This is a genomic window from Pantoea sp. YR525 (genome assembly GCF_900116775.1).
Taxonomy (GTDB): Bacteria; Pseudomonadota; Gammaproteobacteria; order Enterobacterales; family Enterobacteriaceae; genus Pantoea; species Pantoea symbiotica.
This window is the reverse complement of the sequence record NZ_FPBU01000009.1, coordinates 153,189-165,114: the sequence shown is the minus strand read 5'-3', so window position 1 is coordinate 165,114 and position 11,926 is coordinate 153,189. Positions and strand designations below refer to the sequence as shown.

Genomic DNA, 11,926 nt, shown 5'->3' with positions numbered 1-11,926 from the left:
CTTGTGATTTATGAACGTCTTTGGTGCTTTTTTTAGATGGTCGCCATGAATGGCGACCCTACGGAAATATCGGAGGTTAATAACCGCGAGCCGGATCAACCTGATTACGCAGCGGTTGCCCGTGGCGGAAACGCGCCAGGTTATCGATAAACACCTCAAGGCATCCGGCGAGGTAGGCGCTGTGATCGTCGAGGCTGCAGTGCGGCGTCATTACTACGCCGGGCGTGTGCCACAGCGGGTCGTCGACAGGTAACGGCTCTTGCGGATAGACATCCAGCACCGCGCCAGCCAGTTCGCCTGCGTTGAGTTTTTCGCGCATCGCGCTGTAATCAAACACATCGGCGCGGCCAACAATCACGATACCCGCGCGTGCGGGCAGCAGATCGAAGCGGCGGCGATCGAACAGGTTGTGGGTTTGTGGCGTCAGCGGCAGCGTCGACACCACCACATCCACCTGCGGCAACACATCGTCGAGCGCGTCAATGCGGATGCAGCGCGCCACGTTGGCATCACACTGGCCGCTGCGCGTCACGCCAATCACGCGATAGCCTTGTGCCGTCAGCAGTTTTGCCGCTGCGGCGCCAATGCCGCCAACGCCCAGCAGCAGCACGGTTTTGCCGCGTGCGCAGCCGCCAAAGGTCGGACGCCAGACACGCTGCGCCTGATCCTGCAGAAAACCGGGAATGCCGAAGTTGAACATCAGTGCCGCCATCAAAATAAACTCGGCCCCTTTATCGCCGTGCACGCCAGAAGCATTGGTGAGCGTCACGCCTTGCGGCCAGTGCGCCAGCCACTGCTCAACACCCGCCGACATCACCTGCACCCAGCTCAAGCGTGGCGTGCTGAACTGATCGAGCGCCAGCTTGCGGCCGCTCCACAGAATGTCGCAGCGGGCGAGGAAGTCGGCGGTCTGCGCCGCATCGCTGTTTTCGCTCAGCGTGAAGTGGCTGCGCAACGGTGGATGCGCGTCGAGCTGCAGTTGCAGCTGCTCAGCAGAGAGATGGAGTGCGCGCGGCGCGCTGGCGTCGTTCTCGATATGAATATGCATCAGCGCATCGCCGTCACTTCCATCTCGACCAGCAGGTCAGGATGGTTGAGTTGAATGCCGACGGTGGCGCGCGCCGGATACGGGAACTGGAAGAATTCACTGTAAGCGGCATTCATCGCGCTGAAGGTACTGAGATCGATGAGATAAATGGTGACGCGAACCACGTTGTCGAAGGTCATTTGCGCTTCGCTCAACAGGTCGCCGACGTTTTTCAGCACCTGACGCGTCTGGCTGGCGATGTCGTTGCCAATAATCTCGCCGCTATAGGGATCAATCGCCACCTGGCCGGAAATAAACAACATCGGTTCGTGCAGCACGGCGGCGGAGAGCGGCGCAGGGCCCATTGGGCGGTCGCTGGCGTTCATTCCGGGATAACTCAACGCAATCTTCATGGTGAAATCTCAAGCAAAACTGTTTCACCGCAATTTCGTATACGATTATACGAGTGTCAATGCGCGATTTTTAACCATCGGGTCAAAAAGGTGATGTACATCACGTAATAGGATTTGCTGATATATCAATCAATATGATGAAATTTAAGGTTTTAATGAGGTTTTTGTTGAGAGTTATGGCGGTGAGCGTGAATCGTATACGATTTTCTTATTGTTCTGTTTTTGCCCGCTGAACCCTGCTGCAATCACCTGGCCGCTGGCCTGGATTTCCGGCTGCACAATCCGCGGTCAAAGGGTATACTGGCGCACTCTTTTTTTAACCGATCCGTATCGCGTGCGAATTCAACATGCAAAAGTTTGATACCAAGACCTTTCAGGGCCTGATCCTGACCTTGCAGGATTACTGGGCGCGTCAAGGCTGCACCATTGTCCAACCGTTGGACATGGAAGTGGGCGCCGGCACCTCACACCCGATGACATGTCTGCGTGCCTTAGGCCCAGAGCCGATGGCGACTGCTTACGTGCAGCCATCTCGTCGTCCGACCGATGGACGTTACGGTGAAAACCCGAACCGTTTACAGCACTATTACCAGTTCCAGGTAGTGATTAAGCCTAACCCGGACAACCTTCAGGAGCTGTACCTTGGGTCGCTGAAAGAGCTGGGTATGGATCCCACCATCCACGACATTCGCTTTGTCGAAGACAACTGGGAAAACCCAACGCTCGGCGCGTGGGGACTCGGTTGGGAAGTGTGGCTGAACGGCATGGAAGTGACGCAGTTCACTTACTTCCAGCAGGTTGGCGGCCTGGAGTGCAAGCCGGTAACCGGCGAGATCACTTACGGCTTAGAGCGCCTGGCGATGTACATTCAGGGCGTAGACAGCGTTTACGATCTGGTGTGGAGCGACGGTCCGTTCGGCAAAACCACCTACGGCGAAGTGTTCCATCAGAACGAAGTGGAGCAGTCGACCTACAACTTCGAATACGCTGACGTTGACTTCCTTTTCACCTGCTTCGAGCAGTATGAGAAAGAAGCGCAGCAGCTGCTGGCGCTGGAAAAACCGCTGCCGCTGCCGGCTTACGAGCGCATTCTGAAAGCGGCGCACAGCTTTAACCTGCTGGACGCCCGCAAAGCGATTTCGGTTACCGAACGCCAGCGCTATATCCTGCGTATCCGCACCCTGACGAAAGCCGTGGCGGAAGCCTATTATGCGTCCCGTGAGGCGCTTGGCTTCCCGATGTGCAATAAAAACAAGTAAGAGGCAGCCATGACCGATAAAACTTTCCTGGTGGAAATTGGCACCGAAGAGTTGCCTCCGAAAGCGCTGCGCAGCCTGGCAGAAGCCTTTGCTGCGCACTTCACCGCTGAACTCGATAGCGCCGGTCTGGCGCACGGCGAAGTGAGCTGGTTTGCTGCTCCGCGTCGTCTGGCGCTGAAAGTGGCCCAGCTGGCTGCTGCGCAGCCGGATCGCGAAGTTGAAAAACGTGGCCCGGCAATCGCCGCCGCGTTTGATGCCGATGGCAACGCCACCAAAGCGGCCGAAGGTTGGGCGCGTGGTAACGGCATCACTGTTGCTCAGGCGGAACGTCTGAGCACGGATAAAGGTGAATGGCTGGTGCATCGCGCCGCCATCACCGGCGAAAGCGCGCAGGCGCTGCTGCCAGCGATGGTTGCTACCGCGCTGAGTAAGCTGCCGATTCCTAAGCTGATGCGCTGGGGGGCGAGCGACGTGCAGTTTGTGCGTCCGGTGCACACCGTTACGCTGTTGCTGGGTGACGAGCTGATCCCCGCGAAGATTCTGGGCATTCAATCCGATCGCGTGATTCGCGGCCATCGCTTTATGGGCGAGCCAGAATTCACCATCGACAACGCCGATCAATATCCGCAGCTGCTGCTGGAGCGCGGTAAAGTGGTGGCGGATTACGCGGCGCGTAAAGCCAAAATCAAAGCAGACGCGGAAGCAGCGGCACAGAAGATTGGCGGCATCGCCGATCTGAGCGAAAGCCTGCTGGAAGAAGTGACCTCGCTGGTGGAATGGCCGGTGGTATTGACGGCGAAATTCGAAGAGAAGTTCCTCGCGGTGCCAGCTGAAGCGCTGGTTTACACCATGAAAGGTGACCAGAAGTACTTCCCGGTGTACGACGCGGCGGGCAAGCTGCTGCCGAATTTCATCTTCGTCACCAACATCGAATCCAAAGATCCTCAGCAGATTATCTCCGGTAACGAGAAGGTGGTGCGCCCGCGTCTGGCGGATGCCGAGTTCTTCTTCAACACCGACCGTAAAAAACGTCTGGAAGATAATCTGCCGCGTCTGGAAACCGTCCTGTTCCAGAAAGAGCTGGGTACGCTGCGTGATAAAACCGATCGTATTCAGGCGCTGGCTGGCTGGATTGCCGCGCAGATTGGCGCTGATGTGAATCATGCAACGCGTGCTGGTTTGCTGTCGAAATGTGACCTGATGACCAACATGGTGTTCGAGTTCACTGACACCCAGGGCGTGATGGGCATGCACTACGCGCGCCACGATGGCGAAGCGGAAGATGTGGCGGTTGCGCTGAACGAGCAGTATCAGCCGCGCTTTGCCGGTGACGATCTGCCGTCAAATCCTGTGGCGTGTGCGGTGGCGATTGCCGACAAGATGGACACCCTTGCGGGTATCTTTGGCATCGGTCAGCATCCGAAAGGCGACAAAGATCCGTTCGCACTGCGCCGTGCCGCGCTGGGCGTGCTGCGCATCATCGTTGAGAAAAACCTGCCGCTCGATCTGCAAACGCTGACCGAAGAAGCGGTGCGCCTCTACGGCAGCAAGCTGAGCAACGGCAAAGTGGTCGATGAAGTAATCGACTTTATGCTGGGCCGTTTCCGTACCTGGTATCAGGAAGAGGGCCACAGCGTTGACACCATTCAGGCGGTGCTGGCACGTCGTCCAACCCGTCCGGCTGATTTCGATGCGCGCATGAAGGCGGTTTCGCACTTCCGTACGCTGGAAGCTGCCGCGACATTGGCCGCTGCCAACAAACGTGTGTCGAACATCCTGGCGAAATCGACTGAAACCCTGAATGACAGCGTGCAGGCTTCCTTGCTGAAAGAGAACGAAGAGATCCAACTGGCGACCTTCGTGACCGCGTTGGGCGATAAGCTGCAGCCGTACTTTGCAGAAGGTCGCTATCAGGATGCGCTGGTTGAGCTGGCGCAGCTGCGTGAAGCGGTAGATAACTTCTTCGATAAAGTGATGGTGAACGCTGACGATCAGGCGGTGCGTATTAACCGTCTGACGCTGCTGGCACAGCTACGCCAGCTGTTCCTGCAGGTGGCGGATATTTCGCTGCTGCAGTAGTTTACCTGGTCGCCATGAATGGCGACCCTGCGAAACAAAAAAGGGACGAGAAATCGTCCCTTTTTTGTTTTCAAAACTCGGCGCTAACGTCTTGCGAGTGGTGCAAGATACGCCCGATGAAGATTTCATCCACTTCAGCGCGATAGATTACAATATGCTTTCCTAAAGGCAGCGAATAAATCTGTTTACCTAAATCCGGTCGTTTGCGGCCTAAATCAAACATGGCGAGTTTTTCAAAGAGCTCAGCAAATCTGGCGCTGTAGTTATTAGCTAACTGCTCTCCATAATTCCAGTAGCCATAAATCCAGATCTTCATCAGATCTGCATCAGCTTCCGGTTTTATCGTGATGGTCCTTTTCATAAATGCCTACCCTGGCTTTTGCTCGTCTTAGAAATTCTTCATGATCCCACTCTTTTCCCGGGCCGCTTTCAAAGCCCTCCCTGACCAACTCTCTGAGCTTTTCCAGCTTTGATTCTGCCTGCTTCTCACGCAGCAAGCGCAGCGAGTCGCGCACCACTTCGCTTTGCGTACGGTAGTCGCCGGACTCAACCAGAGATTCAACAAACTCGCGCAGTTCATCGCCTAAATCGATCGTCATGGTACGTGCCATCATTGCCATCCAATGTAAGAGTATTTCTTACATTCTGGCACTTTTTTGCACAACAGGGAATGTGCGTTGCAGCGCAGTTACAAGCCGAACTGCGAGGCAACGCGAGAGATTTTATGCAGATGAGGCGGGAAACAGGCGTGCGTCACGCAGCAGATGATCGTTACCACGGCGGCGGGTGAAGCCGCTGCGGTCGAAGAATTCCAGAATCTGTATCGCCACTTTGCGCCCGGTGCCCAGCTGGTTGCGGAAGTCGGCGGCGCTGGTGCTGCCATCTTGCGCGGCGCGTTGGCGAATCAGATCGGCGAAGATCTGGATCTGGTCGCTGCGATAGTAGCGATCGCGCACGATCGCGGTGATGTGTCCGAGCCTTGCGGCAGTAAGCAGCAGCGATCGAATCGCCTGTTCATCCTGCTGTAGCGCCAGCGCGATATCGCGCACCCACAGCGGCTGGTCGCCAAACAGCGGGCCGACCTGCTGCCAAAGTACTTCTTCCTGCGGATTAAAGCGCGGTTCGAAATCGGGCAGATGCAGCCAGCCTTGACGCTGTTGCAGCTGGCCTTGCGCCAGCAGCTGATCAATCAGCGCTAGCACCCATTCGGCAGGCTGATGCGGCATTGCCACGCGACGCAAACGGTCGTGACCGATGCCCGGCACTTCCGGATGCTGCTGATGAAAATGCGCCAGCGATTCCAATAGCTTTTGCTGCCAAAGTGCCGCCTGCGCAGCGCTCATCAGCGCGTTACCGAGCTGCACCGGTGCTGTGTTCTCAAGCAGTGCATCCAGCGCGGGATCGGTAAGCTGGCGCGCCCACGCCAGATCACGTAATTCTGTCGGTTGATACGCCAGATGCGCCTGCAGGCTGGCGTCATCATCTTGTGCGGCGGCCAACTGCTGCAACCAGGCAAGATACTCCGCCTGACGTTTTCCGCGCTTTTTACTGTTGAGCAGCAGCACGCGCGCGCCGCCCAGCGTATGCTGTGCATTGCTGTCGCGGATAATCAGCCGATCGTTCTCCGCCAGCCACAGCGGCTCGTTCAGGACTATTTCCGCGACATCATCCGCCAGCAGCGTGATGCGTCCGGTGACGTGGCTGGCGGCGTGGTGGATATGAATCGGCTGCGATGCGCTTTTCAGCGGCTGCAGCAAGCGCAGCGCCACGGTTAAGCGCGTGGTGCCTTCCGCTTTTGCCTGTGACAGCAGCCAATCGCCGCGCGCGATCTGCGCTTTTTCCACATCGCCAACGATATTTAATGCGATACGTTCACCGGCCTGCGCGCGGGTCACCGATTGGTTCTGCGCATGCAGCGCACGCACGCGCAGCGGCTGATTCAGGCTGCTGAGCCAAAGGGTATCACCGACGTTCACTTCACCCGTCAGCGCGGTGCCGGTGACCACCAATCCAGTACCTTTCAGCGTGAAGGCGCGATCGATGGCGAGACGAAAACGGTAACGCGGGTCGAAGGCCGGTTCCGCCAGCGTGCTGAGATGCTGGCGCAGCGCGTCGATGCCTTGCTGCGTGTGGCTGCTGGTAACAAATTGCGGTACCGCCAGCCAGCCGAGTTGCTGCGTGAGTTGCACTACCTGCAGCTGGACTTCCGCGATGCGCGCCTCATCCACGCGATCGGCTTTGGTCAGCGCCACGCTGAGCGGCGGCTGTCCGGCCAGGCTCAGCAGTTGCAGATGTTCGCGGGTTTGCGGCATTACGCCATCGTCGCAGGCCACCACCAGCAGCGCATGATGAATACCGCCAATGCCCGCCAGCATATTGGCGAGAAATTTCTCGTGGCCCGGCACATCAATAAAGCCGAGCACGCGCCCGTCCGGCTGCGGCCAATAGGCGTAGCCGAGATCGATGGTCATGCCGCGCCGTTTCTCTTCCGGCAGGCGATCGGCATCAACGCCGGTTAATGCCTGTAGCAGCGCGGTTTTGCCGTGATCGACGTGTCCAGCGGTGGCAATAATCATGGCGCTATGGCCTGAATCAGTGCGCTTTCATCATCAAGGCAGCGTAAATCCAGCCACAGTTTGCCTTCCTGAATGCGGCCAATCACCGGGCGCGCTAAGCTGCGCCAGCGCTGTGACAAATTGGTAAGCTGGCTGCCGCGACCATCGCGTGGCATGAAGGTGATGGCGAAACTGGCAATACGCTCAACCGGTAGCGATCCGCTGCCGATTTGCGAAGAACAGGGCGCGATCGCTAGCGAAAATTCTTCACCATAAGCCTGCTGTAATGCGGGCATCAATCGTTCGGCCTGCTGCAGAATATCGTGCGAGGAACGGGTCAGCAGCCGCAGCGTCGGCAGGGCTTCGCGCAGCGTGTCCGCCTGGCGATAGAGTTGCAGGGTGGCTTCCAGCGCCGCGAGCGTCATTTTATCGACGCGCAGCGCGCGTTTCAGCGGATGCGACTGCAGTTGATCAATCAGCGCCTGCTTGCCGACGATAATGCCGGCCTGCGGACCGCCGAGCAGTTTGTCGCCGGAGAAGCTCACCAGACTGACGCCAGCGGCGATCAGCTGCTGCGGCATCGGTTCGGCGGGCAGATCAAATTCGGTCATGTCGACCAGCGAACCGCTGCCAAGATCGGTGATCACCGGCAGTTGATAAGCGTCACCCAGCTCAACCAATTCCGCTTCCGTTACCGCATGGGTAAAGCCCTGAATCTGATAATTGCTGGTGTGCACCTTCATCAGCAGGCCGCTGTTTTCCGCGATCGCGGCGCGATAATCTTTCAGATGCGTGCGATTGGTGGTGCCGACTTCCACCAGTTTGCAGCCCGCCTGACGCATCACGTCGGGAATGCGAAAGGCACCGCCAATTTCCACCAGCTCGCCACGCGAGACAATCACTTCGCGTCCCGGCGCTAAAGCAGCCAGCATCAGTAACACGGCGGCGGCGTTGTTATTGACGATACAGGCCGCTTCCGCACCGGTTAACTCGCACAGCAGCGCGCTGACGGCGCGGTCGCGATGGCCACGTGCCGCATCATCCAGCGCGTATTCCAGCGTGACCGGCTGACGCAGGCAGTTAACCACCGCGTCGATGGCGCGATCGCTCAGCTGCGCGCGGCCGAGATTGGTGTGCAGCACGGTGCCGGTAAGATTGAACACCGGACGCAGCGCACTTTGCTGCTGTTGCTGGCTGCGGCGCAGCGCTTCATCCGGCCAGTTCAGGTGCCACTCTGGCAAGGTTTGATGCTGCTGAATGTGCTCGCGCGCTTCCTGCTGCATAGTACGCAGCTGGCGCGTGGCAAAGGCGGTACCGTGATGCGCCAGCAGCGGCTGCAGCGCGGGATCGCGCAGCAGGCTGTCGATCGCAGGCAATTGACTGTAAAGGGTTTTCATCAGGTGACTTAGAGAGTGGGCGGAACGGTGCGGGCAAAACTTTCGCGCGCAAACAGGTTTTCGGCCAGCTTCACCAGCGCCGGGCGATTCACGCACCAGTTGGGCAGCACGCGGCGGAAATTCAGGTAACCAATCATGCAGCCGGTGGCGATATCAGCCAGATTCAGCGTGCCGCTATTGAGCCATTCGCCTTGGGCGGCGGCGGTTTCCAGCGCATCGAGGCCGCGCTGAATTTTGTCGCGATTGCGCACCAGTACCTCTTCGGATTGCTGATCGCCGGGACGCATCTGCTCACGCACGATCATCACCGCAGCGTCATTGATGCCGTCGGCGAGTTTTTCCAGCTGACGGATTTGCAATGCGTGCAGCGCATCATCAGGCAACAGCGCAGGCGCATCGCCGCGCAGTTCAATCACCTGCGCGATGATTGAGGAGTCGAACCAGGTGAGCTGATTGTCATCAATCAGCGCCGGCACTTTGCCCAGCGGATTGTACTGCGGGACATCGCTGTCATCGGTCCACGGAGATTGATTAACGAATTCGAAAACCAGGCCTTTTTCCAACAGAATGACTGAAATTTTGCGTACAAAAGGGCTGGTGTAGCTGCCAATCAGTTTCATCGGTCGCCTCCGTGTTGAGCTGCGTGGATTTGTGCGTTCATTGAGAAGGTCGCCATAAATGGCGACCCTACAAAGTTGTGAATTTTCGTCGGGGCGAATCCTTAATCGCCGGGGAACATAAACGGATTCAAACTGCTGCGCGCGAATCCTTCTTGCTCCATGCGGGCATCCAGCACCAGCGAAGCGAGGTCATCTGCCACCGGTTCCACCGCCGGATCTTTTTCCTGGTACAACATCTTCAAATATGTACCGCAGTCGCCACAGCTCTCTGCTTTTACCGCCGCTTTTTCGCTGTCCAGCGACCAGTAATGCAGGTCGCCGGTTTGTTCGCAGTTGGAGCACTTACTGCGCACCACATACCACTCGCTTTCACACAGATTGCAGTGCAGATAGCGCAGTCCTTGCTGGCCCACGCTCATGTGCACCACGCTGGTGACCGGCACGCTGGCGCACACCGGACAGAACTGGCGATGCTCACCGTATTCTGCGCGCGCTTTGCCGGGAATCAGCGCCGCCATTTGCGCCCAGTAAATCGATAACGCCGCCCAGATGAACGGCGATTTATCGCTGCTCACCTGCGCGAAATCGCCTTCCAGCAGCGCATGCGCCAGATTTTCCAGTTCGGTGGTGGAGGCTTTTTCCAGATTCTCCAGCACCGCCAGCGCCTGGCCGCTCATCTCCGGCTTCAGCTCGGCGATCAGCGAATGCAGCAGACGTTGCCAGTGCGCATCGCGCGGGTAGGTGTGGATATCGAGCGGCGGCTTGCCCTGCTCGGCGCTCTGCGTCAGCCGCTGCTGCAGGTCGATTTGCAGCGGATGGTCATACAGCACGATCTCCTGCGCCTCGGCGATCACCGCAGCAAAGCGCAGGTAATCACCGAGCGGATTCTTCGCGGCCAGGTCGCGCAAACGTGCCGCACGGCGGCTATACAGATTTTTCAGCCGGGGGAAAAGTAACGGCGGAACTTGCTCCGCCGTCAGTTTTGCACCTTTCTCCAGCTGGTCCTGCGGGATGATGCGAATACTCATCAGGGACGTTTTTCCTGTTGTGTTTGGCGTTGGCGCTGCTCGCGATACCAGCGTGGGTGATGTTTCTTCGCCCACGCGGCCGGAACCCAGCCCTCAACCATGGCGGTAATGGTGCCTTTTACCCACAACGCGGCGTAAATGTGCACCATAATCACCATGATCAGCGCCACAGCTGAGACCGAATGCACCACTAGCGCGATGCGAATCAGCGGAATAGTAAAGGCGCCGGCAAAGTATGGGCGCCAGATAACAATTCCGCTCACCAGCAGCAAGACTAAGCTGATGATAGCAGCCCAGAACACACACTTCTGCCCGAAGTTGTATTTGCCGGTATCGCCGACCTCTTCGTTTTGCACGATTTTGTGGATGTTTTTCGCCCACACCAGGTCTTCGCGATTGATCAGATTATGTTTCCAATAGCGTAAGAACATGATGATAAAGGCGGCAAACATCACCGTGCCAATAAAAGGATGCAGGATACGCGCCAACTGCGGTGTGCCGAGCACGTGCATCAGCCAGTTAAACGACGGGAAAAAGAAGCCCAGTCCGCTTAGCGCGGCGAGCACAAAACAGAACGCCACAATCCAGTGATTGATGCGTTCCGGTGCGCTGTAGCGCACCAGACGATCGCGTTTTTTCATTATTCGCGCTCCTCTTTTTCGTGCAGATTCTCGTCCTCATCCTTTTCCACGCGGTTCGGCCCTACGCCAACGTAGTGGAATACTGAGGCAGCAAAGGTGGCGGCAAAACCAATCGCCGCCAGCGGTTTCCAGATCCCTTTCCAGAACGTCACCGCCGGGCTGATGCTCGGGTTAGCCGGCAAACCGTGATAGAGCTGCGGTTTGTCGGCGTGGTGCAGCACGTACATTACGTGCGTGCCGCCGACGCCTTCCGGATCGTACAAGCCCGCGTTGGCATAGCCGCGCGTATTCAGCTCGGCCACACGTTCACCCGCCAGCGCCTGCATATCGCTTTTGCTGCCGAAGTGAATCGCGCCTGTCGGACAGGTTTTCACGCACGCCGGTTCCTGACCAACATTGACACGATCGACGCACAGCGTGCATTTATACACGCGGTTGTCCTCTTTATTCATACGCGGCACATCGAACGGACAGCCAGCGATGCAGTAGCCGCAGCCAATGCACTGTTCTGACTGAAAATCGACGATGCCGTTGGCGTACTGAATAATCGCGCCTTCAGACGGACACGCCTTCAGGCAGCCGGGATCGGCGCAGTGCATGCAGCCATCCTTGCGGATCAGCCACTCTAACTTGCCGTTCTCCTCCACTTCTGAGAAGCGCATCACCGTCCAGGATTTGGCGGTCAAATCGGCGGGATTGTCGTACACCCCAACGTTATGTCCCACTTCATCGCGGATATCGTTCCACTCCGAACACGCCACCTGACAAGCTTTGCAGCCGATGCAGGTGGTCACGTCGATCAGTTTCGCCACTTCCTGCTGATGGTTACGCGCCTGCGGGGCAGGCGTGAGTCCATTGGTGGCGGAGCGGCGGATAATGTCTTGAGATTGATAAGCCATATTCGTTC

General features: G+C 57.7%; 12 protein-coding genes. 2 read left to right on the top strand and 10 right to left on the bottom strand.

The annotated features are described in order from the left end of the window. Window positions 1–76 precede the first annotated feature (76 nt). Together BM323_RS18895 and BM323_RS18890 are read right to left on the bottom strand one after the other, a co-directional pair. Window positions 77–1,048: a D-2-hydroxyacid dehydrogenase gene (locus BM323_RS18895; protein WP_008105244.1), complete on the bottom strand. Its 972-nt coding sequence runs from the start codon at window positions 1,046–1,048 to the stop codon at window positions 77–79. Then, window positions 1,048–1,440 (bottom strand): RidA family protein, encoded by a 393-nt coding sequence (locus BM323_RS18890; protein WP_008105243.1) that lies wholly within the window; start codon window positions 1,438–1,440, stop codon window positions 1,048–1,050. Before BM323_RS18890 ends, BM323_RS18895 begins: the two co-directional genes overlap by 1 nt. 347 nt (window positions 1,441–1,787) lie before the next feature. Here BM323_RS18890 and glyQ point away from each other — a divergent pair, with 347 nt between their 5' ends. Further along, window positions 1,788–2,699, top strand: a complete 912-nt coding sequence (glyQ, locus tag BM323_RS18885; protein ID WP_008105242.1) for a glycine--tRNA ligase subunit alpha — start codon at window positions 1,788–1,790, stop codon at window positions 2,697–2,699. Window positions 2,700–2,708: 9 nt separating this feature from the next. Continuing rightward, entirely contained in the window at window positions 2,709–4,778 is a 2,070-nt protein-coding gene (gene glyS / locus BM323_RS18880) for a glycine--tRNA ligase subunit beta (RefSeq protein WP_091004167.1), read from the top strand. 70 nt (window positions 4,779–4,848) lie between these two features. Here glyS and BM323_RS18875 read toward each other — a convergent pair whose 3' ends face one another. The 8 genes from BM323_RS18875 to fdxH form a co-directional block, all read right to left on the bottom strand. After that, window positions 4,849–5,139: a type II toxin-antitoxin system RelE/ParE family toxin gene (locus tag BM323_RS18875; RefSeq protein ID WP_008105240.1), complete on the bottom strand. Its 291-nt coding sequence runs from the start codon at window positions 5,137–5,139 to the stop codon at window positions 4,849–4,851. Next, window positions 5,105–5,389, bottom strand: a complete 285-nt coding sequence (locus tag BM323_RS18870) for a type II toxin-antitoxin system ParD family antitoxin (protein ID WP_036648557.1) — start codon at window positions 5,387–5,389, stop codon at window positions 5,105–5,107. The genes BM323_RS18875 and BM323_RS18870 overlap by 35 nt, the downstream gene beginning before the upstream one ends. 111 nt (window positions 5,390–5,500) lie before the next feature. After that, the gene (gene selB / locus BM323_RS18865; protein WP_091004164.1) at window positions 5,501–7,354 is read right to left on the bottom strand and encodes a selenocysteine-specific translation elongation factor; all 1,854 of its coding nucleotides are present in this window, start codon (window positions 7,352–7,354) and stop codon (window positions 5,501–5,503) included. After that, complete coding sequence (gene selA, locus BM323_RS18860; RefSeq protein WP_091004161.1) at window positions 7,351–8,730, bottom strand: L-seryl-tRNA(Sec) selenium transferase; 1,380 nt, start codon at window positions 8,728–8,730, stop codon at window positions 7,351–7,353. The genes selB and selA overlap by 4 nt, the downstream gene beginning before the upstream one ends. An 8-nt stretch (window positions 8,731–8,738) precedes the next feature. After that, entirely contained in the window at window positions 8,739–9,350 is a 612-nt protein-coding gene (locus BM323_RS18855) for a glutathione S-transferase (protein ID WP_008104691.1), read from the bottom strand. A gap of 101 nt (window positions 9,351–9,451) precedes the next feature. After that, window positions 9,452–10,378 carry a formate dehydrogenase accessory protein FdhE gene (gene fdhE, locus BM323_RS18850; protein WP_008104689.1) on the bottom strand — a complete coding sequence of 309 codons (927 nt, stop codon included), beginning with the start codon at window positions 10,376–10,378 and terminating at the stop codon, window positions 9,452–9,454. Then, window positions 10,378–11,019 (bottom strand): formate dehydrogenase cytochrome b556 subunit, encoded by a 642-nt coding sequence (gene fdoI, locus BM323_RS18845; protein ID WP_008104688.1) that lies wholly within the window; start codon window positions 11,017–11,019, stop codon window positions 10,378–10,380. Before fdoI ends, fdhE begins: the two co-directional genes overlap by 1 nt. Then, a complete protein-coding gene (gene fdxH / locus BM323_RS18840; protein WP_008104687.1) occupies window positions 11,019–11,918 on the bottom strand; it encodes a formate dehydrogenase subunit beta in 900 nt (299 codons plus the stop codon). Before fdxH ends, fdoI begins: the two co-directional genes overlap by 1 nt. Between the last annotated feature and the right edge of the window lie 8 nt (window positions 11,919–11,926).

What these genes read in the sequence shown, in the direction of transcription:
- selA (WP_091004161.1), bottom strand. Translation starts at nt 8,730, where the DNA reads ATGAAAACCCTTTACAGTCAATTGCCTGCGATCGACAGCCTGCTGCGC.
- BM323_RS18890 (WP_008105243.1), bottom strand. Translation starts at nt 1,440, where the DNA reads ATGAAGATTGCGTTGAGTTATCCCGGAATGAACGCCAGCGACCGCCCA.
- fdxH (WP_008104687.1), bottom strand. Translation starts at nt 11,918, where the DNA reads ATGGCTTATCAATCTCAAGACATTATCCGCCGCTCCGCCACCAATGGA.
- BM323_RS18895 (WP_008105244.1), bottom strand. Translation starts at nt 1,048, where the DNA reads ATGCATATTCATATCGAGAACGACGCCAGCGCGCCGCGCGCACTCCAT.
- glyQ (WP_008105242.1), top strand. Translation starts at nt 1,788, where the DNA reads ATGCAAAAGTTTGATACCAAGACCTTTCAGGGCCTGATCCTGACCTTG.
- fdhE (WP_008104689.1), bottom strand. Translation starts at nt 10,378, where the DNA reads ATGAGTATTCGCATCATCCCGCAGGACCAGCTGGAGAAAGGTGCAAAA.
- fdoI (WP_008104688.1), bottom strand. Translation starts at nt 11,019, where the DNA reads ATGAAAAAACGCGATCGTCTGGTGCGCTACAGCGCACCGGAACGCATC.
- selB (WP_091004164.1), bottom strand. Translation starts at nt 7,354, where the DNA reads ATGATTATTGCCACCGCTGGACACGTCGATCACGGCAAAACCGCGCTG.
- BM323_RS18875 (WP_008105240.1), bottom strand. Translation starts at nt 5,139, where the DNA reads ATGAAAAGGACCATCACGATAAAACCGGAAGCTGATGCAGATCTGATG.
- glyS (WP_091004167.1), top strand. Translation starts at nt 2,709, where the DNA reads ATGACCGATAAAACTTTCCTGGTGGAAATTGGCACCGAAGAGTTGCCT.
- BM323_RS18855 (WP_008104691.1), bottom strand. Translation starts at nt 9,350, where the DNA reads ATGAAACTGATTGGCAGCTACACCAGCCCTTTTGTACGCAAAATTTCA.
- BM323_RS18870 (WP_036648557.1), bottom strand. Translation starts at nt 5,389, where the DNA reads ATGGCACGTACCATGACGATCGATTTAGGCGATGAACTGCGCGAGTTT.